Origin of the sequence: Pseudomonas sp. FYR_5, from assembly GCF_043106315.1 — a bacterium.
Classification (GTDB): Bacteria; Pseudomonadota; Gammaproteobacteria; order Pseudomonadales; family Pseudomonadaceae; genus Aquipseudomonas; species Aquipseudomonas putida_Y.
Genome location: NZ_JBICMK010000103.1, coordinates 1 through 21311 on the forward strand (window position 1 = coordinate 1; position 21311 = coordinate 21311).

A 21311-nucleotide genomic window follows, 5' to 3' on the forward strand; every position below is an offset into this window, starting at 1 on the left:
GTTGATCAGGTTGAAGGGGAAGGGCAGAAGGTCTATTACTTCCATACGGACCAGATTGGTACGCCGCTGGAGCTGACGGACAGTGACGGCAAAATCGTTTGGCAGGCGACATATCGCTCGTGGGGTGAGATAGAGCAGCTAGCGGTCAATGAGGTGGAGCAGAACCTACGCTTCCAAGGTCAGTACTTTGATGCCGAAACGGGGCTGCACTACAACACGTTCCGATTCTATGTCCCTGAAATCGGGAGATTTCTGACACAAGACCCCATCGGTCTAGCAGGTGGAGATAATTTATATCAATATGCACCTAGCCCTATAGGGTGGATCGATGAACTAGGTCTGTCGTGCAACTCAGATGCCAAGCTTCTTCGAAAAGAACTCGGGATAAGTCCACAGGGGGGAGGTCAGTATGATGCGCATCATATTGTGATGTCCAACTCGAAAGATGCGAGGATGATTGCACTCCGGAAAAAGATGGATGAATTGGACATTGATATAAATGATAAGCGTAATGGGATTTGGCTGCCCAATACCGAGTCTGCAAGGGTTCCAGGTACAACTGCCACCCCTCACAAAGGTGCGGGTGTGCACGGCAAAGCCTATAAGCAATATGTCTTTGATAAGCTTTCCGTAGCCAATGGTCGAGAGGAATTTCTCAGCGCACTTTCCGAGGTTAAGCAGTCGCTGTTTGACGGTATTTCATTTAAAACGATAAGGTAGAACTATGCTGGTAGAAGATTTGAAGCGCTTTAAAGATGAGGTTGTCAAGAAAGCTGAGGATTCTTCCTTTGCTTTGGATTTTGATCCTGATTGTGCCGAAGCCTCGAATATTAAGTGGTCGAAAGGGGTCGGAATTTCTTTTATTCCTTATGAATTAGAGATGTCAGGTGTAAAGCCAAGCAGGCTGACTGCAAAGGAACCTACAAGTAAAAAAAATATAAACAAATATTATTACGTGGATGGGCGGTTGCAGAAGGTAGATATCTACAATGCAAAGGGTGAAATTCATGGGTTTGAATATTTTTTCTATGATGACAGGCGAGATTATTCAATTAAGATGAATCGTCACGGCGAACGTTTGTGGCTCAAGGTAATTGATAAAGAGCAAGGAGAAGTACGTAAAGCTTGCAGGGTTGATTTTGACTCGGAATTTTGGACGTTAGGTTACGACTGGAATCAAGGGCGTCTTCAGGAAATTCTAACGTTTTCGTCTAATAGCTTGCCAGGTATTAAGATATATCCCGTTTTCGAGGAAGGGGATCTTGTGGGCTTATTTACTTTGCGTGGTGAAGAGAAAATATATATTTATGATGAGCGGTAGGTTGGCCTGACCTTGCCGGACGGTAACCGCCTGCAGTTCAAGTACGACGAGTTCTCCCGCCTGCTCGGAGAAACCGATCCGCTGGGCCGCAAGACCCAGTACGAATATCACCACCTGACCACACTGGTGACCCAGGTCAGCTACCCGGATGGCAGCACCTGGCGAGCGCGCTACGACGACAAGGGCAACCTGCTCGCCGAATTCGATGCCCTCGGCCAGATGACCGAGTACCTGAACAGCGATGACGGCCTGCCGCACACCATCATCGATGCGACCTACAAGTCCAAGTACCTGTGGTGGAACACCATGGCCCAGGTCGAGCGCTACCAGGACTGCTCGGGCAAGAGCACGTACTACCGCTATGACGAACGCCAGCACCTGGTGGCGGTGACCGATGCGCTGAACCAGACCACCACGCTGGAGCGCGAGCCCGACGGCGAAGTGCTGCGCATCAGTCACCCGGACGGCACCACGGAAACCTTCACCTACAACGTCTACGGTCAGGTGCTCAGCCACACCGACGGCAAGGGCCAGACCACCCGCCTGATGCGCACCGCCCGTGGCCTGCCGAGCAGCCGCCAGGATGCCAAGGGCCAGCGGGTTCGCTACGAGTACGACAAGGCCATTCGCCTGACCGCGCTGGTCAACGAGAACAACGCCACGTACAGCTTTGCCTACGACACTTCGGACCGGCTGAGCGAAGAAGTGCGGGTGGATAACCTGACCCGGCGTTTCAGCTACGACGTCGGGGGATTAATTTTTATGGATTTGCCCCTAATCCTAATTCTTGGGTTGACCCGCTTGGGTGGACATGCTGGACACCGAAAAGTGTAGCGGGCCGGAAAGTTTATCAGCGTAATGATATATTTGATCCGCACCGTGTGGATGAGCTGGGACGTACTAACATACAGAGAATGAAGAAGGGGGGCGCGCCTATCGGTAAGGACGGGGAAGAAGTAAATCTTCATCATCTTACCCAAGATGAACCTGGTCCGATGGCTGAGGTTCTAATCAGTTTCCATTCTAAGCACGACAGGGTGGTGCATATGTATTCTAACCAGTGGGATAAAAGTTGGGTGGGGAGTGATGGATTAAGACGTCTTTATAACAGCGCGCCGCCAATCGTGAATCGCGGTCCATTCAATACTTGGAAGAAATCTTATTGGAAAAGCCACAGCCTTGGGTTTTTGAGGATATAAAATGAGCTATATAGATATTATAGAATCTGAAATCAACGCCAGCGGGGAAGACCCCGTATACGCAGGGGGGGCATCGGATGAAGCGATAGCAGACTTTGAGAAAGCTCTTGGTGTTGATTTCCCATTATCATATAAACTGTTTTTGAAGAAATATGGTGCGCTGTCGTTTGCGGGTGATACTTACTATGGTATAACCAAGAACGGTATTGGTGCAATGTCTGTTCCTAACGTGGTTTTTGCCACAAAAAGTGCTAGAGCTGATGGCGACGCAAATGAGTCGATGATTGTAGTGAAAGCTTCTGGCTATGGTCCGATTTATTCCATAGATGTCTCGGCTCTCGGAACTACTGGAGAGCCGGTCGTAGTTGAAACTCAGCTTTCGTTCAAGCGAACGAAAGAAAAAAATGTAATTTATCAAAGTTTTGAGGAGTTTTTTGTTGGCTCGATTAGGCAAGCGATTAGGGAGCTTTGAGTTGTAGTGAATTTATTGTGGCCGGCTTTTATGTAGGTGTATGTTAGTTGAAAATTGTTGAGTAAGTGGTTTGTAGTTGTATTGTTGCGCAACTTTTATGAGTTGGGGCAAGGTTTGCTATCTTTAGGGCTTAGGTGAAAATGAACTTAGGCGTGTTTATCCCGAAGTGCCGAATGAAAAGCTACAGGAGCTAATCGCTCTGAATAAATCTATGTATCCAGAAATGCGGAAGTAAAGGGAGAAATTTATGGGTGACAATAAATTTGTTGATGCTATTTATTCCGAATTGTTTGAGAAAAATTTCCCTCAATATAAAAAATCTCTTACTAAACCCGTCAACGGAGATAAGGACTCATATGCTCGTGTGCGTAATGCTCTAGCATCGCTAGATGATACTCAAAAGTATGACATCATTAACTTTTTTAAAGTTGTTATCGCAGACAGCGCTTCTGTAGTGCTTGGGACGTTGGATGGCGTCCATTTTCCGGATGACCTCGAGGGCAATTTTGTTGTAAAATTAGATGGTGAAGATATTCAGGGTGACTTGCAGGATGTATTTATCGAAAAATCTCAGCAAGATGGTATTTACGATTGATTTTTTGAGGCATTTTTAGTCTGGCTTCGGTTTTTGTTTTTATGTGACATTTTTGAAAGATAGATATTGAAAAAGCTATTGAAGATAGTTGGGGTGCCAGCTTCAACTATTTTTCCGTTAGCCGATACTGTCGAGCGGCTGGAATGAAGCTGCCTTAGCTAATATAATTATTTTTGTCATTGTCAAAAGTCACGTTCGCTAAACGTGTATAGGTGATTGTGCGGGCCTGTATCCAAGGTGGCTCATTACCTCCTGCAAACCCTCGACAATCTAGAGAAGTGCCAGACACCAACACCGAAGTGCCGCTGCAGCGTATCGAGAACGTCCTCGACCAACCGCGATGCCCGGCAGGATTTCGAATACGACAACGGCGACCGGCTGCTGAGCATCGAGCGGCAACTGACCGGGATCGGCAGGCAGCTTGGGATCACAGAAGAGGAGCTGGAATACACCTACGATCTGCTCGGCCGTCTGACCAAAGAAATCACCCCTGACGGCACGCTCAGCTACGAGTACGACCCGCTCAGCAACTTGACCACGCTGACTTTGCCGGATGGGCGCAAGGTCAATCACCTGTATTACGGCAGTGGCCACCTGCACCAGCTGAACCTGGACGGCCAGGTCATCAGTGACATGGAGCGCGATGACCTGCACCGTGAGGTGTACCGCACCCAAGGCAAGCTCACCAGTTGCTTCGGTTATGACGCCATGGGGCGCAAGGCCTGGCAGTTTGCCTCGACCTTGCCGGCCGACAAGCTTTCGCAGGTGCATAACACTGGCATCAATACCTCGTTGCTGGTCGAGCACGCCTACAACCCGATCCACCGCCGTTACCAGTACGACCCGGCCGGTGAACTGGTGCGTACCCTCGACAAGCTACGCGGCGAGATCAAGTACGAGTACGAAGCCAACGGCCAGTTGCGCAGTCGCGATACCGGCTCGTTGATCGGCAGCGAGGAGTTCCGCTACGACCCGGCAGCCAACCGCCTGGACTTCAATGCGCGGCAGTTCAACTCATATGATCATGCAAATACTACGAGAGCTCCAACTCGCCAAGCTAATTTCGAAAGTGATTTCGCCAAGAAAACTGCTGCATTGAAAGGAGGTTGCGGATGACGTCACTTGAGGTTTATGAGTGGGACAAAAAGATCAAAACAAGTTATAAAAAAATAAAAAGCGGGGATATATTTTGCTTTGCTTTAGACTCCAAAAAGTATGGGGTTGGTCGCATTATGACCCAAAATAGCCTTGGCCATGTAGTGGAGATTTTTGACAAGGCTCTTAATGTCCCAGCGGTTGATTCAATTTCTTTCAAGCGCTTAGGTGACCCTGTCATATTAGATTCTTATTCGCTTTTTGATCGTAAAGCTGAGGGTGACTGGAGAATTGTTGCTCACGATTTAGATTATAGGCCGTCAAAACAAGAGTTGGTGAGGTATGTGTACGGTGTAGCCGATAATGTCAAGCTTGTTGATATTTTTGATGATGAGACTTCTTTGGCAGGAAGTAAGTGTGATTACCCATCCTATTCCCCTATGGGCGACAAAGACGTGAAAGAGCATTTCAATATTTAGACCGAAATCCAAGTTTAATCTTTAACGGCAAGTGTGTTCTTCTGGTCCTGCTGCCTTTAAGTGGGGCCAGCAAAACATTTAATTAAGTCTGTTGAGAGCGCCCGTTCTACGTTCTGTGCCAAAAGAGATTATTCAGGATTTTCCTAATGGTATTTCGAATGAATGATACTAAGCAACCGGAGCCATCCCGGTTGTTCGCTTGAATTGAACAGCGATAAAATCTCCAACCGCCTCGGCGTTAACGTCGCTGCTGGTAGACTACGCTTACAATTCGATCCATCGCCGTCACCAGTACGCCCCGACGGATGATCGAAAGTCCAACTACTTGTAATACGGCAGCGGACACCTGCACCAGCGAACCTGGACGGCCAGGTGATCAGCGACATGGAGCGCGATGACCTGCATCGTGAGGTGTACCGCACCCAGGGCAAGCTCACCAGCTGCTTCGGGGCGCTTATTACGCGAGCAGGACGGGCACTCGCCCACCAGCTACGATGGAGAGATCTCATGCTCACCACATAGTGTTCAAAGGCGAGTTCCCCCGCTCTCCTGCAATGCAGAAGGCGCTTGAACGTAGTAGGGCTGTTTTATTGAAGTATAAGATTGATCCCGTACATGATACATCCGCGATGATGTGGGCTGAAAACCAAGGGCACACCATTGCAAATGCAAGAATGGTAGCTAGTAAGCTGGAGGCTGCAGATAAAGTAATCATGGCTCAAGATATGTCCTTTAGTAAAGCTGTTGTTGCCATGAAAGGCGAGTTGCAAAAAATTGGTGTAGAAATTTTTGGCGGGTGAATAGGAGAGCGCAATGAATTGGCATGTATTAGAGAGCACAGCTTTAACCTCAGTTACGAAAGCTCTGCGAGATTTGAGTGTGGAACATCCGGATGAGCAGTTCTACGCTTGCGCGCTTTATACGGATAGTAGCGCTATGATCATGGCGGTTGCGATTAATTCCGTTGAAGCACTTGAGGAGAAACTTGAGGGGGAAGGTGAAGAAGAGCGTGAAGAGTTGATGCCCTACTATAAGTGGGCTTCTTCGGAATGGAAATACGAGGGGTGGAAGGGGGAGTATTTCAAAGATATTTGTGAGGGCCTGAGAGAGGCAAGTGACCGAAGCGATATCTCACGTTTTAAAGAAAGGCTGCTCTCACTCATGGTTAATGTTTTAAGTTCTCTGCGTAGGGAAGGTTTCTTTTCATCCTTCAAGATTCAGGAGCCAATTCTCTTTGTCACTGTTACGGATGATGATAATGCAGAAGAGCTTGAAAATAAAACAGCTGAACTTCTCAACTCTTCAGAAAAATATAATTATTTTATCAGAAGATTTGATGGGTGAGCGCTATTGCTGGGGCGCATAATGGCGGGCGGGCTTCACAAAATCGGAGCATAGTATCGAGCATCAACATTTGGCTTTGAATTTGGTGAGAGCGCTCACGGCCCGCTGAGCGCGGTGATCAACCGCAACGGCGACACCGTGCGCAGCTTCAGCTACGCCGACGGCCTGATGGTGACCCACAGCAACGCGCTGGGGCTGGGCTGCCACTACCGTTGGCAAACCTTGGGCGGCAAGCCGTGAGCTGGAAGTGCAGTACAACGCTGACCACCGCGTGGTCGTCAGCCGCGACTATGGCGGCGAGCGTTGCTCGGCTACGAGTACGACCCACTCAGCAACCTGACCACGCTGACCCTGTCGGATGGGCGCAAGGTCAATCACCTGTACTACGGCAGCGGTCACCTGCACCAGTTGAACCTGGACGGCCAGGTGATCAGCGACATGGAGCGCGATGACCTGCACCGCGAGGTGTACCGCACGCAGGGCAAGCTCACCAGTTGCTTCGGTTATGACGCCATGGGGCGCAAGCGTGGCAGTTTGCGTCGACCTTGCCGGCCGACAAGCTCTCGCAAGTGCACAACACCGGCATCAATACCTCGTTGCTGGTCGAGCACGCCTACAACCCGATCCACCGCCGTTACCAGTACGACCCGGCCGGTGAACTGGTGCGTACCCTCGACAAGCTACGCGGCGAGATCAAGTACGAATACGAAGCCAACGGCCAGTTGCGCAGTCGCGATACCGGCTCGTTGATCGGCAGCGAGGAGTTCCGCTACGACCCGGCAGCCAACCGCCTGGACTTCAATGCGCGGCAGTTCGACAAGGTCAAGGACAACCGGATCAAACAGTGGCGGGATCAGGAGTATCGCTACGACCCGTGGGGCAATCTGGTCGAGAAGCGCTCGGGGCACAGCAAGCTGCAGCACTTCAGCTATGACTGCGAGAACCGGCTGGTGCGGGCGGAGACGGTTGAAGGGGAAGAGCAGAAGGTCTATTACTTCCATACGGATCAGATTGGCACGCCGTTGGAGCTGACGGTCAGTGACGGCAAGATCGTTTGGCAGGCGACGTATCGTTCTTGGGGGGAGATAGAGCAGCTAACGATCAATGGAGTAGAGCAGAACATATGATTCCAAGGTCAGTGTTTTGATTGCGAATCGAGCCTAAATTACAATACCTTTCGGTTTTACGATCCAGAAACTGGGCGATTTATCACCCAGGATCCAATAGATTTCAGAGGCGGTGCTAATTTATATGTTTATGTGCTGGCGCCGACTATGTGGGTTGACCCTTTGGGTTGGGTGCCTTGGGAGAAAAATAGTTTTGATAGCTGGTTCAATAGCGTCTCAGCTCAAGATATTGTTGATAATAAAAAATCTGTAGAAGCTGCCCTTCGGAGCCCGGGAGGAAGCATAAAATGTTTCCTGTTTCTATAGCGGCGAAGGCAAAAGAACTAGGTTTTACCGCTCAGGAGCTTAAGGAAATGACGGTGCCGACTAAAGATATTACTTTTGTGGGTGTAACAGACAAACATGGTAATCCTGTGCCGGACGGTCCGCACCATGGTAGTAGAGCGGGAAGGCTGTTCTATAATAATTTAATTAAAGATTTGAATGGCGCGCAAAGCAAAGCTCAAGCGCTTAGCGTGATCGATTCACATCACGGCAAGCACATGAAGCTAGGAGCATGCTAAATGGATTCTTATGGTATTGAGCGGTATGAAAAAGTTCATGTTTGGGTAGGTGCAAATTTCTCTTCGGAGGATGACTATCTGCAGTATTTTGAGTTGGACTATTCTGTGGATTTGGATGATCCAGCATACAAGGTTTGTGGGTTTTGCAGAGATATTGGTGTGAGATGGTACGACGAGGATTTCATAGGGATTATACCAAGGAAAGCGGAGGAGGTGAGTCTAGATGAAATCTTGATTGAGTCTGCGGTTGATTCTAGTTGTATTGAAGATTTAAAGGCGGAGTGTTTGAGGCTTGGTATTACTAAGGCTAATGCAATTTTTTGGTATTCCGATGGTGGTGCGGATATTCCCAAGCCTCTAAAGTCGAATTATAATGGCTTGAAGTATGTGGGATTATATGAGGGTGAATGATAAGCTCGGCATAGGTCCCGAGGAGCCTGGGGTTGGCGTTCTGTGTCAGCTTTTTTAGTGTTCGGATCTGATTTCGGATGTGCGGTCATGTATTTTTAATTTAAAACCATATTGCAGGTGTTAGATGCTAAAGATTTGATCTTTAATAACTAATGGGTTGATTGCTAAACTACGAGCCGAACTTCCAAGGGTTGAGTGAAGTGGCAAACACTTCAAAAGGAGCAAAGTCTTTCACCGAGTGTGAGCTGTACAAGAAGGGGGATATTTCTGTTGATCCGGCGTTTCGTTCTGCCATGGTAGATAAAGGCGCTAAATTAGAGCCGGAATTACAGCAGTATGTCAATGGTTTGCTTTTGGGGTATTGAGGTGATATGAAGATGAATTGGTCTGATTCTTTAAGGCTACGTATTACAAGCGAGCTAAAGGGTTATGATGTGTATTTTTCAGCTGACGATGTTCCTCTTGAAGTCGACTTTCCCAAGCAGTGGCTTGGGTTTGGTTTTCTAGATAGTGAAAAAAGACATATTCCTGTGGAGTGGGCTGATTTTTCTGAGTTTTTGCCTTGGGTAAGCGCGTGGCTCGACAAATGCGTGTTAGGAACTGTTTTGGCAGTGAGTGATAGGCCGTATCTCATGTATGTATATGGCGAGGGTGGTGATTTGTATTTCTATATGGGCGGGGCTCCGCTAGGCGTTGAAGGGTCAGATCTCGATAGTTATCCCAGCCTTCCAGCGAGCTTCAGGCAGTTCTATTCAAGATTGCATAATGGCTTTGGGTTTTATATTGGTTGTACTATGGGGCCATCAAGGTTGGAAGATTTTGTTCCAATCAAGGATTTGTGCGATGAAGATTATCCGACGCTTCCTGATATGCTAGGAGTTTTTTCTAGCGGGGCTGGTGATTATTTGGCTTTGGGTGATGGCCCATTCAAAGGCGAGGCTTTTATCTGGTGGCATGAAAAGCCAGAAAATACCACAGAAGGAATCGATTTATGGAATGTTATGGACTCATGGATGTCAATTTTTTTGGAGAACTCTGACTCTAACGAGTACTGTTAGGTATAAATTTTTGCGAGAAGATTGAATACAGGCAGTAAATGCCGTAAGCCAGCGAGCCCAAGGGAAGTGGCTTTGCGCGAAACTTTCAGGCTAGGTGATGATTCGAAGACTATTTCTCGGCTAGCAGTTTCCAGTCGATTTCGTTTTCGCGACCTGATCGCCATAGGGCATGAGGGCGAGACGATGAATGAGGTTGGTATGTTCTCTAAAGGTGACTTATTGCAGTCCTTACGGAAACCTTCACCTACAACGTCTACGGCCAGGTCTTCAGCCACACCTACGTCAAAGGCCAGACCACCCGCCTGATACGCACAGCCCCTAGTCTGCCGAGCAGCCGCCAGGATGCCAAGGGCCAGCGGGTTCGCTAAGAGTACGACAAGGCCATTCGCTTGACCGCGCTGGTCAACGAAAACAACGCCACGTACAGCTTTACCTACGACTCCAACTCCACACCCATTCCGCTTCTCCCCCCCGACTGGTTCCGCAGGGCGGAACCACATTCGTTTGTGATCCCGCGTCACTCGCGTTTATCTGTGAGCCAAGCACGACCTGCCTCACCTGTCGTGACCTGAAGGCGAACAACAAGAACGGGAAACCACCCGCGCGAGGAGACTCCACATGTCCCGACATCAGCACATCCAGGCCTGGCTCGCCGACGTGGCCAGCGACCTGCACGCGATTCGTCACGATATCCACGCTCACCCGGAACTGGGCTTTGAAGAAAGCCGCACCTCGGCATTGGTCGCCCGACTGCTGGAGGAATGGGGCTATGAAGTGCACACCGGTATCGGCAAGACCGGCGTGGTCGGCGTGCTGCGCAATGGCAGCAGCCCCCGCCGGCTGGGCCTGCGCGCCGACATGGACGCGCTGCCCATCCACGAAGCCACGGGTGCGGCATACAGCAGCCAGCACCCAGGCTGCATGCACGCCTGTGGTCATGACGGGCACACTACCATGCTGCTTGGCGCCGCGCGCTACCTGGCGGCAACCCGGCAGTTCGACGGCACGCTGACACTGATCTTCCAGCCGGCCGAGGAGGGCCAGGGCGGTGCCGAGGCGATGCTGGCCGACGGCCTGCTGGAGCGCTTCCCATGTGATGCGCTATTCGGCATGCACAACATGCCAGGGCTGCCGGCCGGACACCTGGGGTTTCGTGAAGGGCCGATGATGGCTTCGCAGGACCTGCTGACGGTGACCCTGGACGGGGTGGGTGGCCATGGCTCGATGCCGCACCTGACCGTCGACCCGCTGGTGGCGGCCGCCAGTGTGGTGATGGCGCTGCAAACCGTGGTGGCGCGCAATATCGATGCGCAGGAGGCAGCAGTGGTCACCGTCGGCGCATTGCAGGCCGGCGAAGCGGCCAACGTGATCCCGCAACAGGCGCTGTTGCGCCTTAGCCTGCGCGCACTGAACGCCGAGGTGCGGGCGCAGGCCCTTGAGCGGGTGCGGGCAATCATCGTCAGTCAGGCCGAGAGCTTTGGCTGCCGCGCCAGCATCGAGCACCGCCCGGCCTACCCGGTGCTGGTCAACCATGCCGCTGAAAACGCCTTTGCCACCCAGGTAGGGGTCGAGTTGCTGGGCGCCCAGGCTGTGGATGGCAACACCCGCAAGCTGATGGGCAGCGAAGACTTCGCCTGGATGCTGCAGCGCTGCCCGGGGGCCTACCTGTTCATCGGCAATGGTGTATCGCGGCCGATGGTGCACAACCCGGCCTACGACTTCAACGACGACATCCTGCTGACCGGCGCCGCCTACTGGGGCGCGCTGGCAGAGCGCTGGCTGGCACCTGCCTGATTGTCCCTTTTTGACCACTGCCGCTGGAACCCGGGCGCGACTGCGCCTGGGCGATCACCCAATCATTGTGTGGAGTGTTCCCTATGCAGACTTCGAGCACCGGCGTGTCGCGTACCCGGCAAGTGGTGGCCGCCGTTATCGGCAACGCCCTGGAATGGTATGACTTTATCGTGTATGGCTTTCTGGCCAGCATCATCGCCCGGCAGTTCTTCCCGTCCGACGACGCCTACGCCTCGCTGCTGATGGCTCTTGCCACCTTCGGCGTCGGGTTTTTCATGCGCCCGGTGGGCGGCGTGCTGCTGGGCATGTATTCCGACCGCAAGGGCCGTAAGGCGGCCATGCAGATGATCATCCGCCTGATGACCGTGTCCATCGCGATGATCGCCTTCGCGCCCGACTACCTGGCCATCGGCATGGCTGCGCCGCTGCTGATCGTGGTGGCGCGCATGCTGCAGGGCTTTGCCACCGGTGGTGAATACGCCAGCGCCACGGCGTTTCTGGTGGAAAGCGCACCTGCCCACCGCAAGGGCCTGTATGGTTCGTGGCAATTGGTAGGGCAGTGCCTGGCGGTGTTTTCCGGGGCGGCAATGGTGGCGTTGGTTACCCACCTGTGCTCGCCTGAGGCGCTGGACAGCTGGGGCTGGCGCATCCCGTTCGTGCTGGGCCTGCTGATCGGGCCGGTCGGGCTGTGGATTCGCAAGCATATGGAGGAGCCTGAGGCGTTTGTCGAGGCGCGTCGCCATGCCAAGGGCCAGTCGCCCGGCCTGTGGCAGGTGCTGCGTGAACACCGGCGCAGCCTGCTGGTGTCGATGGGGTTGGCCTGCGGCGCGACGGTTTCGTTCTACGTGGTGCTGGTGAACATGCCGACCTTCGCCCACAAAAGCCTAGGCCTGCCGCTGGACCAGGTGCTGCTGGTGCAGATGCTCGCCGTGGGACTGATGACCCTCGTGATTCCGTTGTCCGGGGCGCTGTCTGACCGGCTGGGGCGGCGCCCGGTGCTGATGGCCTTCACCCTGGCGTTCTTCGTGATGGTCTACCCACTGTATGTGTGGATGGCCGCTGCGCCTTCCCTGGAGCGCCTGTTGGTCATGCAACTGCTGTTGTGCACGGCCATCGGTGGTTTCTTCGGCCCGGCACCTACTGCCCTGGCCGAACAGTTCCCGGTCCAGGTGCGTTCCACCGGCGTGTCGGTGGCCTACAACGTGGCGGTGATGGTGTTCGGTGGCTTTGCCCCGTTGATCGTGACCTGGCTCACCCAGGTGCTTGGCACCCCGGTGGCGCCGGCGTTCTATGTGCTGTTTGCCTGCCTGCTGACATTGCTGGGCACCTATTGCCTGAAAGAAGCACCGCGGGCAGTCAAACCTGCCGCCTTCAACCTTGGAGTAAAACCGTGAAGCCGCTAGCCATCGACCCCATTGTTGCCCTCGATGCCGAGGCACTGTCCCAGGCCATCCATGCCCGCCAGTTGTCATGCCGGGAGGTGATGCAGGCCTACCTGGGGCATATCGAGCGCTTCAATCGGCAGGTCAATGCACTGGTCTCGCTGCGCCCGGCCGAAGTGCTGCTGGCCGAGGCCGAGACGCGTGACCGCGAACTGGCCCGTGGCCACTCGCGCGGCTGGATGCATGGCATGCCGCAGGCAATCAAGGACCTCGCCGCCACGGCAGGGCTGCGTACCACGCTCGGCTCGCCGCTGTTTGCCGAGCAGGTACCCGAGCAGGATGCGATCAGCGTGGCGCGGGTGCGGGCGAGCGGGGCATTGATCATGGGCAAGAGCAATGTGCCCGAGTTTGGCCTGGGTTCGCAAAGCTACAACCCCTTGTTTGGCACCACCACCAACGCCTACGACCCGTCGCGGGTGGCGGGTGGCAGCAGCGGTGGGGCTGCAGCGGCGCTGGCCCTGCACTTGCTGCCGGTGGCCGACGGCAGCGACATGATGGGCTCGCTGCGCAACCCGGCGGCGTTCAATAACCTGTTCGGCCTGCGCCCATCGCAGGGCCGCGTGCCGCATGGGCCGGCGCCCGAACTGTTCGTGCAGCAGCTGGCCACAGAAGGGCCGATGGGCCGCAGTGTGGTCGACGTGGCGCGGCTGCTGTCGATACAGGCGGGTGTTGATGCCCGGGCGCCGCTGTCGCTAAGCGAAGGCCGGCGCGATTTTGCCGTTGGCTTGCCGCGCGATTTTCGCGGTGTACGGGTGGGCTGGATGGGCGACTACAACGGCTATCTGCCGATGGATGACGGGGTAATGAGCCTGTGCGAGTCGGCGCTGGCCGACTTTGCCGAGCTGGGCTGCCGGGTCGAGGCCTGCCAGCCGGCATTCGACCTGGCGCGCTTGTGGCAATGCTGGCTGACCCACCGCCACTTCCTGGTGCATGGCAACCTCGGCGCAGCCTATGCCGACCCCGGCAAGCGCGCATTGCTCAAGCCCGAAGCACAGTGGGAGGTGGAAGGTGGCTTGCAGCTGAGTGCGGCGGCGCTGTACCAGGCTTCGTTGGACCGCAGTGACTGGTACCGCGCCATGGGCAAGCTGTTCGAGCGTTACGACTTCCTGCTGTTGCCCTCGGCTCAGGTGTTCCCTTTCGATGCACGCCAGCCATGGCCAACGGTGGTCGGGGGGCGGCCAATGGACACCTACCACCGCTGGATGGAAGTGGTGATCGGGCCGACCCTGGCCGGTTTGCCGAGCATCAGCGTGCCGGTGGGGTTCAATGCCGCCGGGTTGCCCATGGGCCTGCAAATCATAGGCCCGGCGCAGGCCGACCATGCCGTGCTGCAGCTGGCGTATGCCCATGAACAGCTCACCCGCTGGGTGGTGCGCTGCCCGCCACAACGGCTGCTTGCTCCATGAAAGCACGGGCAGGCGCGGATCTTGCTGGCTATCCTGACCATCCCGCTACAAGGAGGTCATACCCATGGGCATCACGGCAGACAGCGGCGGCGTGCGTTCAGTGGAGCGGGTGCTGGCCATCGTCGACCTGCTGGGCGAACACCAGGCGTTGGGCCTGGAAGAACTGCACTACCTGACGGCGCTGCCCAAGGCCACGGTGTCGCGCATGATCGCCACCTTGCAGGCGCAAGGCTGGGTGTACCGCGGCCTTGCCGACCGGCGCTACCGGCTGTGCGCGCGACGCCTGTTCGGTGACCGCCAGTTGCGTTTCAAGCGGCGTCTGGTGGAAAGCGCAGCGCCCATGCTGCTGGAGCTGAGTGAGCGCACCGGGCTGGTCGCTGACCTGTCGTGTTTCGACGGCCAGCGGCTGGAGGTGATGGAAAGCGCCATTCCCCAGGTGCTGCGCAAGCGCTATCCGCACACCTGTCAGATCGTCGGGCAGCATGCCAGCCTGTTTCATTCGGCAATGGGGCGGGCGTGCCTGGGGGAGCTGGCGGTGGACGAAGTGCAGCGCCTGGCGGCCCATGAGCGGCTGGGTGACGACGGGTTGTTGCGCGATATCGAAGAGCAAGCGCACAAGGGCTTTGGTCAGCGCACCGAAGGCTACTGGGAATACCCGGTGCGCCTGCCGTTCCTGATCCGCGCCATTGCCTTGCCGGTACATGCCGAAGGGCGCCTGGTCGGCAGCATTGCCTTGCAATGGCCGCTGGATCAGGCGCCGGTGGAGCGGGTGTCGAGCCTGCACCTGAGCAGCTTGGCGACCACTGTGAGTGAAGTGCAGCGGGCCTTGGCTGTTTGATGTTTCCTGCACGGGTTTCTTCGCGGGCAAGCCACAGACGCGTGCATTGCCAGTACCGCCCACAGAACCTGCGGGCGTTACTGGCCCTCCCGAAATCCGCTAGGGCTCACCCCCGCCTGCTTGCGAAAGAACCGGCTGAAATACCCCACATCGGCAAACCCCAGCTCATGGGCGATCTCTTTCACGCTTAGGCTCGAATGCCCGAGCATGCGCTTGGCCTCCAGCACCAGTCGGGCATTGATCACATTCATCGGCGTCATGCCCAGGTGTTCCTGGCACAACCGCCCCAAGGTCACCAGGGTCATGCCCAACTCGGCGGCGTATTCTGCCAGTGGCCAGTGCGCGCGGTAGTGCATGTCTACCAGCTCGCGAAAAGCAGTCAGTTGCTGGCTGCGTCTTGATACTGGGCGCTGCTCACCTGCGGGTATGTGCGGCTCATGGCGCAGGACATGGATCATTAGTGCCAGCAATAGCGCCATGCTGCTGGCCACATGCTCGCGGGCGCGGTTGTGGTATTCCTCGCGCAGGGCCCGAAACAGGGGCAACAACGGGTCTTCATCGGCGGCCCAGTGGGGCAGGGCAATCACCTGTGGTTTGCGCAGTTGCACCAGCACGTTGGGTGCCAGCACCTGAGCGATGCTATCCAGTGGGTGCTGCGCAGCCGTGATTACCTGGCCTTCTACCTGGCTGGCCCAATGAAAACCATGCACCACCTGCGCCGGGACGTACACCACGCAGGGCGCATGAACCTGAAACCGGTCACTGTCGAACAGCACCTCGCCGCCACCGCTTTGCAGGTACAACAGCTGCAGCAAGCCTTCGTGACGGTGTGCGGCAATCTCCCAGTTGTGCGCGCCAGAGCGCTGGGATATCTGCTCCACATGCAAGGCTTCGTGCCACACCGGCTGCGCGGTTTCACCGTACAGGGCGTAATTGGGGATCTTGTTCATGGTGTTGTAATTGTTCTGTTCACTGCCCGCTACTGTGCCATAGCTGCACGCAGGCTTCAGGGCGCAGTGGGCAAATTGACGGGAATGTGGGGCTGGTTGCAGGTTTTGTCCATTCTGCCGGTGGGCCTGCCGGCCATAGCCTGTTGCCCAGAACAAGCAACGCTCTGGAGAACAGCATGCACAACAACAAGATCTTTTCTCAGTGGCTAGGCCTGGAGTCGGCCGTATGCGTGGTGACCGGCGCGGCCGGCGGCATTGGCGCAGCGTTGGCCGCGGCCTTGGTGGAGCAGCAGGCCCACGTGGTGCTGCTTGACCGCGACCTGGACAAATGCCGCGAACTGGCGGCCACCCTGGGGGAACACAGTGCAGGCGAAGTCAGTGCCCTGGCCTGCGACATTGCCGACCCGGCCAGCGTGGAGCAGGCTGCGGCCCAGGTACAGGCGCTGCATGGGCGCTGCGATGTACTGGTCAACAATGCCAGCGTGCTGCGCCCCGGCGCGCTGGACACGCTAAGCCTGGAACAATGGAACCAGGTACTGGCGGTCAACCTCAGTGGCTACCTTTTGTGTGCCCAGGCCTTTGGCCGTTCCATGCTGGACTGCGGCCAGGGCCGTATCGTGCATGTGGCCTCGATTGCAGCACATTACCCGCAACCCAACAGTGGCGCCTACAGCGCGGCGAAGGCAGGCGTCAGCATGTTGTCGCGGCAGATTGCCGTGGAATGGGGGCCACGCGGTGTGCGCAGCAACGCCGTATGCCCGGGTTTGATCCGCACGCCATTGTCGGCTGCGTTCTATGCCGACCCACAGGTGGAGCGCCGGCGTAGCGCCATGACCGCCAACCAGCGCATCGGTGAACCGCAAGACATCGCCGAAGCCGTGCTGTTTCTGGCCAGCCGCCGCGCCGACTATATCAACGGCGCCGAGCTGACCGTGGATGGCGGACTGGAAAGCATGCCCATGGCATTGATCCCGCGCCCTGGCTTCGAGGGTGCAGGCCAATGAATACGCGTAGCTGCGATGTACTGGTCATCGGTGCGGGTGCTGGCGGCCTGGCGACAGCCATCACGGCGAAAAAGCTTGGCCTGGATGTGATCGTCATCGAAAAGGAGGAGTGCTTCGGCGGCACCACGGCGTTTTCCGGCGGCGTATTGTGGGTGCCGGGCACCCGGCACGGGGGCAATGACAGCCAAGCAGCGGCCATGACCTACCTGCGCAACGAAACCGGTGTCTGCTTCGATGCGGCCGGGGTGGAGGCATTCTTGCGCTACGCGCCGCAGATGGTTGAGTTTTTCGAGCGCGAGACGGCAGTCAAGTTCGTGCCCACGCTGTACCCCGATTATCACCCGCAGGTGGAAGGCGGCGTCGATGTGGGCCGCTCGATACTGGCCGCACCTTACGACATCCGTGGTTTGGGGCCCGACATGGCGCGGCTGCGCCCGCCGCTGAAGACCATCACCTTCATCGGCATGATGTTCAATTCGTCGAATGCCGACCTCAAGCACTTCTTCAATGTCACCCGTTCGTTGACCTCGTTCGCCTACGTGGCCAAACGCCTGCTGACCCATTTGAAGGAGCTGGCCTTGTACCGACGCGGCACCCAGGTCACCAGTGGCAATGCCCTGGCGGCACGGCTGGTACGCTCGGCACTGGACCTGGGCATTCCGATTCTCACAGGCACCCCGGCGCGGCAGTTGCTGCGCGAAGGGGCGCGGGTAGTAGGGGCGGTGACCGGGCAGGCCGGCAGCGAGCAGCGCATCGAGGCCCGACGCGGGGTGGTGCTGGCCTGTGGCGGTTTCTCCCATGACCTGCAACGGCTGCGCCAGGCCTACCCGCATGTACGGCGTGGCGGCGAGCATTTTTCACCGGTGCCAGCGGGCAACACCGGCGATGGTGCGCGCATGGCCGAGGCGCTGGGAGCAAAGGTCGATATCTGCCTGCAGGCACCTGCAGCCTGGATGCCGGTATCGAAGGTGCCGGTGGGTGGTGGGCGGCATATTGCCTTTCCGCATTTGCTCGACCGCTACAAGCCGGGTGTGATCGGCGTGCTGCGTTCGGGGCAGCGATTCACCAACGAGTCGAATGCCTACCACGACGTAGGCGCAGCGCTGATCGAGGCGTGTTCCGACCAGGCAGAAACCGCCATGTGGCTGGTGTGCGACCGCCGCACCCTGGCCAAGTACGGGCTTGGCTTTGCCAAGCCTGCGCCGATGCCGTTGGGGCCATTGCTGCGCAACGGTTACCTGCTCAAGGGCCAGACCCTGGCGGAGTTGGCCGGCAAGGCCGGTATCGATGCGCAAGGGCTGGAGCAGACTGTGCGCGAGTACAACCTTGGGGCCGTCCACGGCGAAGACCGTCAGTTCGGCCGCGGCAGCACCAGCTTCAATCGCTACCTGGCCGACCCGCAGCAACAACCCAACCCGTGCGTAGCGCCGGTTGGCGAGGGACCGTACTTTGCCGTGAAAGTCATCATGGGCGATCTGGGCACTTTCGACGGGCTGCGCACCCGTGTGACCGGTGAAGTGTTGGCGGCCGACGGGCAAGTCATCGACGGCCTGTATGCGGTGGGTAACGACCGCGCCAGCATCATGGGCGGCAACTATCCCGGGGCGGGCATCACCCTGGGGCCGATCATGACCTTTGCCTACATCACCGGGCGCCATCTGGCGGGTGTCGAGCAGGGGCTGGCGGCGGGCAACGCACGGGAGGTGGCGTGATGGACAAGCCTGTGGTCGACCACCGCATCTACACCATTCGCCCGCGCGGCATGGCGGCCTTTCTCGAGGCGTTCGACCAGCTGGCGATGCCGATCCTGCTGCGCCACCTCGGTGCACCCCTGGCGTTTTACACCAGCAGCATCGGGCCGTTGAACCAGGTGGTGCACTTGTGGGGCTATGACAGCCTCGATGACTTCGAGAAGCGCAGCGCAGCGCGGGATGCCGACCCGGACTTTGCCGCGTACCTGCATGCCACCCGCGACCTGGTGGTGGCTCAGGAAACACGCATCATAAGGCCTGTGCGCTTACCCAGCCTTTTCCACTAGGGCTGCGACAAACACCGTCATAAAAACAACAACAGGTGATACCTATGAACAACACACTCGACGTGCGCCAACTGATCGACCAGCAACCCATCGGCCGTTACCAGAAATGGGTAGTGTTCCTCGGCTTTCTCATCATCGCTCTGGACGGCCTGGACGTCGCCATCATCGGCTTCATTGCCCCGCAATTGAAAAGCGATTGGGGCCTGGATGCGCAAAGTCTGGGCCCGGTATTGAGCGCCGCGTTGATCGGCCTGGCACTTGGCGCCTTGATTGCCGGCCCCTTGGCGGACCGTTACGGGCGCAAGGCGGTGTTGCTGTGCAGCGTGCTGCTGTTCGGCCTCTGGACACTGGCCTCGGCCTTTTCACCCAACCTGGAAGCCCTGGTCGCGTTGCGCTTTTTGACCGGCCTGGGCCTGGGCGCAGCCATGCCCAATGCCAGCACCCTGGTCAGCGAGTATGCCCCGGCACGCAGCCGCTCGCTGCTCATTACCCTGGCATTCTGCGGGTTCTCCCTGGGCGCGGCAGCAGGTGGCTTCGTCAGCGCCTGGATGATTCCGAACCTGGGCTGGCGCAGTGTCTTGGCATTGGGTGGGGTGTTGCCGCTAATGGTCCTGCCGTTGCTGTATTGGCGCCTGCCGGAATCGGTGACGTTCCTGGTCAGCAAAGGGGCGGACCGCAAGCGCATTCTGGCCATTGTCCGTCGCCTGGCACCTGAGCATGTCAACGCCGACACGACCTTTGTCTTGCCCGGTAAAGCCCAGGCTGCAGGCGGTGCAATCGGCACCATCCTCTCAGCGCGGTATCGCTTTGGTACCTGCATGCTCTGGGGCGGGTACGTGCTGGCGCTGTTCCTGGTCTATCTGTTCAGCGGCTGGTTGCCGACGCTGGTAAAGGAGGGGGGCGGGTTTTCGGTGGCCGAAGCGGCCATCGTCACCGCCTGTTTCCAGATTGGCGGCCCGTTGGGGGCAATTTCGGTGGGTTGGGCCATGGATCGCTACCCGGCGCAGCGCGTGCTGGTACTGACCTTCCTGTTCAGTGGTGTGGTGATTTTTGCAATTGGTCAGGTCGCTGCGGACTTCGCCTGGTTGTGTGCGGTTGCGAGCGCTGTGGGCTTTGGCCTTAATGGGGCAAGTGTTGGCATGAATGCACTGGCGGCGGCTTTTTACCCGACTGAAGCACGGGCGACCGGCGCCAGCTGGATGAGCGGCATCGGGCGCCTGGGTGCGATTCTCAGTGCCTTTGCCGGGGCTCAGATGCTGGCACTGGGCTGGAGTTTTGCCCAGGTGTTCGCTTCGTTGTTGCTACCCGCAGGGTTGGCGGCTTTGGCGGTATGGCTGCAGGGGCGAAATGCGGCGTCACGGCTTAGCGTTCCAGGCTGTACAGCCGGCACCCCGGCTGCAGCGCCAGCAGGTTCGGCTCCCACTCCCTAGCCTTCGGGAACACAGCCCCTATCTGAAGCCATACGCTCGATCAACGCCCACAACGCCGCATCATTGAAATCGTCGACAACCAGCCTGGCGCCCGCCGCCAGCAACCGCTCCGGGGTCTGCGTCGTGGCCACGCCCACGGTAAAGATCCCCGCGCCACTGGCCGCGGCCGTCCCCGGCAATGAGTCCTCGAAGGCCAGCGCTTGCCCGGCCTCGGCACCCAGCCGCTGCAGGCCGGTGAGGTAGGGCAGCGGGTCCGGTTTGGGCCGTGCCAGCTCTTCGGCCACCAGCACATGTTCAAAGTGCTGGCCAAGGCCCATGGCGTTCAGCATGTGCTCGGCGTTCAGCCGCGGTGCGTTGGTCACCACACACATGCCGATGTCATGGGCCTGGGCATGCTCCAGCAGGCGCAACAGGCCCGGCATCGGTTCAAGCGACGGCGACATCGCGCGAAACAGCGCTTCCTTGCGGTCGGCCAACGCCTGGCACTGTTCGACACTGGCGCCGCTGAACAGCTCGGCGAACAGCTCGCCGTTGGCGCGGCCGCTGACCTGGGCATCGAACTGCGCCTGGCTCAGCTCGCGGCCGTCGTGTTCACGCAGCAGTTGGCGAAAGGCCTGCAGGTGCAGGGTGTCAGTGTCGGTGAGGGTACCGTCAAGGTCGAACAGCAGGGCGGTCAGCATGGGATATCCAGATGAAAAAACACAAGCCAGGGGATCATAACCAAAGCTGACGACGAAGGGGGCTG

23 protein-coding genes and 4 pseudogenes are annotated in these 21311 nt (G+C 57.1%); 25 read left to right on the plus strand and 2 right to left on the minus strand.

The annotated features are described in order from the left end of the window. The 21 genes and pseudogenes from ACF8RA_RS22460 to ACF8RA_RS22560 all read left to right on the plus strand — a co-directional run. Positions 1 to 720, plus strand: a 720-nt coding sequence (locus tag ACF8RA_RS22460; protein WP_392519588.1) for an RHS repeat-associated core domain-containing protein, incomplete at its 5' end; no start/stop codon positions are given. 4 nt (positions 721 to 724) lie between these two features. After that, positions 725 to 1321 carry a hypothetical protein gene (locus ACF8RA_RS22465; RefSeq protein WP_392514938.1) on the plus strand — a complete coding sequence of 199 codons (597 nt, stop codon included), beginning with the start codon at positions 725 to 727 and terminating at the stop codon, positions 1319 to 1321. Continuing rightward, positions 1322 to 2074 (plus strand): annotated as a pseudogene (locus ACF8RA_RS22470) (type IV secretion protein Rhs); the annotation flags it as partial. Positions 2075 to 2202: 128 nt separating this feature from the next. After that, positions 2203 to 2520, plus strand: coding sequence for an HNH/ENDO VII family nuclease (locus ACF8RA_RS22475; protein ID WP_392487573.1), 318 nt, complete (start codon positions 2203 to 2205; stop codon positions 2518 to 2520). A 1-nt stretch (position 2521) separates the two neighbouring features. Next, the gene (locus tag ACF8RA_RS22480; protein WP_392519589.1) at positions 2522 to 2992 is read left to right on the plus strand and encodes an SMI1/KNR4 family protein; all 471 of its coding nucleotides are present in this window, start codon (positions 2522 to 2524) and stop codon (positions 2990 to 2992) included. Positions 2993 to 3239: 247 nt separating this feature from the next. Next, on the plus strand, positions 3240 to 3587 hold the full coding sequence (locus ACF8RA_RS22485) for a hypothetical protein (protein ID WP_392487574.1): 348 nt from the start codon (positions 3240 to 3242) through the stop codon (positions 3585 to 3587). A gap of 333 nt (positions 3588 to 3920) precedes the next feature. Next, positions 3921 to 4601: pseudogene (locus ACF8RA_RS22490) on the plus strand (RHS repeat domain-containing protein); the annotation flags it as partial. 98 nt (positions 4602 to 4699) lie between these two features. Continuing rightward, positions 4700 to 5161 carry an Imm26 family immunity protein gene (locus ACF8RA_RS22495; RefSeq protein WP_392514951.1) on the plus strand — a complete coding sequence of 154 codons (462 nt, stop codon included), beginning with the start codon at positions 4700 to 4702 and terminating at the stop codon, positions 5159 to 5161. 554 nt (positions 5162 to 5715) lie between these two features. Then, positions 5716 to 5961 (plus strand): hypothetical protein, encoded by a 246-nt coding sequence (locus ACF8RA_RS22500; protein WP_392514953.1) that lies wholly within the window; start codon positions 5716 to 5718, stop codon positions 5959 to 5961. 13 nt (positions 5962 to 5974) lie between these two features. Then, positions 5975 to 6505, plus strand: a complete 531-nt coding sequence (locus ACF8RA_RS22505; protein ID WP_392514954.1) for a DUF4303 domain-containing protein — start codon at positions 5975 to 5977, stop codon at positions 6503 to 6505. A 114-nt stretch (positions 6506 to 6619) separates the two neighbouring features. Beyond that, entirely contained in the window at positions 6620 to 6745 is a 126-nt protein-coding gene (locus ACF8RA_RS22510; RefSeq protein ID WP_392514956.1) for a type IV secretion protein Rhs, read from the plus strand. Between the two features lie 66 nt (positions 6746 to 6811). Further along, a pseudogene (locus ACF8RA_RS22515) lies at positions 6812 to 7803 on the plus strand (RHS repeat domain-containing protein); the annotation flags it as partial. 116 nt (positions 7804 to 7919) lie between these two features. After that, positions 7920 to 8195, plus strand: coding sequence for a hypothetical protein (locus ACF8RA_RS22520; protein WP_392488462.1), 276 nt, complete (start codon positions 7920 to 7922; stop codon positions 8193 to 8195). Beyond that, a complete protein-coding gene (locus ACF8RA_RS22525; RefSeq protein ID WP_392514958.1) occupies positions 8196 to 8606 on the plus strand; it encodes an immunity 22 family protein in 411 nt (136 codons plus the stop codon). A 200-nt stretch (positions 8607 to 8806) separates the two neighbouring features. Then, entirely contained in the window at positions 8807 to 8971 is a 165-nt protein-coding gene (locus tag ACF8RA_RS22530; RefSeq protein ID WP_392488460.1) for a hypothetical protein, read from the plus strand. Between the two features lie 12 nt (positions 8972 to 8983). Next, positions 8984 to 9664, plus strand: a complete 681-nt coding sequence (locus ACF8RA_RS22535; protein WP_392488459.1) for an SMI1/KNR4 family protein — start codon at positions 8984 to 8986, stop codon at positions 9662 to 9664. Between the two features lie 230 nt (positions 9665 to 9894). Continuing rightward, a pseudogene (locus ACF8RA_RS22540) lies at positions 9895 to 10110 on the plus strand (sugar-binding protein); the annotation flags it as partial. Positions 10111 to 10282: 172 nt separating this feature from the next. Next, entirely contained in the window at positions 10283 to 11458 is a 1176-nt protein-coding gene (locus tag ACF8RA_RS22545) for a M20 aminoacylase family protein (protein ID WP_060545162.1), read from the plus strand. Between the two features lie 83 nt (positions 11459 to 11541). Next, positions 11542 to 12852 carry a citrate-proton symporter gene (locus ACF8RA_RS22550; protein ID WP_392519590.1) on the plus strand — a complete coding sequence of 437 codons (1311 nt, stop codon included), beginning with the start codon at positions 11542 to 11544 and terminating at the stop codon, positions 12850 to 12852. After that, on the plus strand, positions 12849 to 14306 hold the full coding sequence (locus ACF8RA_RS22555) for an amidase (protein ID WP_392519591.1): 1458 nt from the start codon (positions 12849 to 12851) through the stop codon (positions 14304 to 14306). Before ACF8RA_RS22550 ends, ACF8RA_RS22555 begins: the two co-directional genes overlap by 4 nt. 64 nt (positions 14307 to 14370) lie before the next feature. Further along, positions 14371 to 15144: an IclR family transcriptional regulator gene (locus ACF8RA_RS22560; RefSeq protein ID WP_392519592.1), complete on the plus strand. Its 774-nt coding sequence runs from the start codon at positions 14371 to 14373 to the stop codon at positions 15142 to 15144. A 77-nt stretch (positions 15145 to 15221) separates the two neighbouring features. Here ACF8RA_RS22560 and ACF8RA_RS22565 read toward each other — a convergent pair whose 3' ends face one another. Further along, positions 15222 to 16094, minus strand: a complete 873-nt coding sequence (locus tag ACF8RA_RS22565) for a helix-turn-helix domain-containing protein (protein WP_176684311.1) — start codon at positions 16092 to 16094, stop codon at positions 15222 to 15224. A 176-nt stretch (positions 16095 to 16270) separates the two neighbouring features. On the opposite strand from ACF8RA_RS22565, the gene ACF8RA_RS22570 reads away from it, so the two are divergent. Genes ACF8RA_RS22570 through ACF8RA_RS22585 form a run of 4 tightly spaced genes read left to right on the plus strand, consistent with a single transcriptional unit; the run spans position 16271 to position 20566 of the window. Further along, entirely contained in the window at positions 16271 to 17098 is an 828-nt protein-coding gene (locus ACF8RA_RS22570; protein WP_176684310.1) for an SDR family NAD(P)-dependent oxidoreductase, read from the plus strand. Continuing rightward, entirely contained in the window at positions 17095 to 18810 is a 1716-nt protein-coding gene (locus tag ACF8RA_RS22575; RefSeq protein ID WP_392461137.1) for an FAD-dependent oxidoreductase, read from the plus strand. Before ACF8RA_RS22570 ends, ACF8RA_RS22575 begins: the two co-directional genes overlap by 4 nt. Beyond that, positions 18810 to 19136 (plus strand): NIPSNAP family protein, encoded by a 327-nt coding sequence (locus tag ACF8RA_RS22580; RefSeq protein ID WP_004374204.1) that lies wholly within the window; start codon positions 18810 to 18812, stop codon positions 19134 to 19136. Before ACF8RA_RS22575 ends, ACF8RA_RS22580 begins: the two co-directional genes overlap by 1 nt. Before the next feature lie 44 nt (positions 19137 to 19180). After that, positions 19181 to 20566, plus strand: a complete 1386-nt coding sequence (locus ACF8RA_RS22585) for an MFS transporter (RefSeq protein WP_176684308.1) — start codon at positions 19181 to 19183, stop codon at positions 20564 to 20566. Here the strand turns inward: ACF8RA_RS22585 and ACF8RA_RS22590 are convergent. Then, on the minus strand, positions 20563 to 21246 hold the full coding sequence (locus ACF8RA_RS22590) for an HAD family phosphatase (protein WP_004374207.1): 684 nt from the start codon (positions 21244 to 21246) through the stop codon (positions 20563 to 20565). The genes ACF8RA_RS22585 and ACF8RA_RS22590 overlap by 4 nt on opposite strands. Positions 21247 to 21311 lie beyond the last annotated feature (65 nt).

Coding starts and splice junctions, on each gene's coding strand:
- ACF8RA_RS22585 (WP_176684308.1), top strand. CDS start 19,181: ATGAACAACACACTCGACGTGCGCCAACTGATCGACCAGCAACCCATC.
- ACF8RA_RS22575 (WP_392461137.1), top strand. CDS start 17,095: ATGAATACGCGTAGCTGCGATGTACTGGTCATCGGTGCGGGTGCTGGC.
- ACF8RA_RS22580 (WP_004374204.1), top strand. CDS start 18,810: ATGGACAAGCCTGTGGTCGACCACCGCATCTACACCATTCGCCCGCGC.
- ACF8RA_RS22565 (WP_176684311.1), bottom strand. CDS start 16,094: ATGAACAAGATCCCCAATTACGCCCTGTACGGTGAAACCGCGCAGCCG.
- ACF8RA_RS22550 (WP_392519590.1), top strand. CDS start 11,542: ATGCAGACTTCGAGCACCGGCGTGTCGCGTACCCGGCAAGTGGTGGCC.
- ACF8RA_RS22520 (WP_392488462.1), top strand. CDS start 7,920: ATGTTTCCTGTTTCTATAGCGGCGAAGGCAAAAGAACTAGGTTTTACC.
- ACF8RA_RS22465 (WP_392514938.1), top strand. CDS start 725: ATGCTGGTAGAAGATTTGAAGCGCTTTAAAGATGAGGTTGTCAAGAAA.
- ACF8RA_RS22480 (WP_392519589.1), top strand. CDS start 2,522: ATGAGCTATATAGATATTATAGAATCTGAAATCAACGCCAGCGGGGAA.
- ACF8RA_RS22525 (WP_392514958.1), top strand. CDS start 8,196: ATGGATTCTTATGGTATTGAGCGGTATGAAAAAGTTCATGTTTGGGTA.
- ACF8RA_RS22590 (WP_004374207.1), bottom strand. CDS start 21,246: ATGCTGACCGCCCTGCTGTTCGACCTTGACGGTACCCTCACCGACACT.
- ACF8RA_RS22570 (WP_176684310.1), top strand. CDS start 16,271: ATGCACAACAACAAGATCTTTTCTCAGTGGCTAGGCCTGGAGTCGGCC.
- ACF8RA_RS22495 (WP_392514951.1), top strand. CDS start 4,700: ATGACGTCACTTGAGGTTTATGAGTGGGACAAAAAGATCAAAACAAGT.
- ACF8RA_RS22560 (WP_392519592.1), top strand. CDS start 14,371: ATGGGCATCACGGCAGACAGCGGCGGCGTGCGTTCAGTGGAGCGGGTG.
- ACF8RA_RS22535 (WP_392488459.1), top strand. CDS start 8,984: ATGAATTGGTCTGATTCTTTAAGGCTACGTATTACAAGCGAGCTAAAG.
- ACF8RA_RS22485 (WP_392487574.1), top strand. CDS start 3,240: ATGGGTGACAATAAATTTGTTGATGCTATTTATTCCGAATTGTTTGAG.
- ACF8RA_RS22500 (WP_392514953.1), top strand. CDS start 5,716: ATGCAGAAGGCGCTTGAACGTAGTAGGGCTGTTTTATTGAAGTATAAG.
- ACF8RA_RS22505 (WP_392514954.1), top strand. CDS start 5,975: ATGAATTGGCATGTATTAGAGAGCACAGCTTTAACCTCAGTTACGAAA.
- ACF8RA_RS22545 (WP_060545162.1), top strand. CDS start 10,283: ATGTCCCGACATCAGCACATCCAGGCCTGGCTCGCCGACGTGGCCAGC.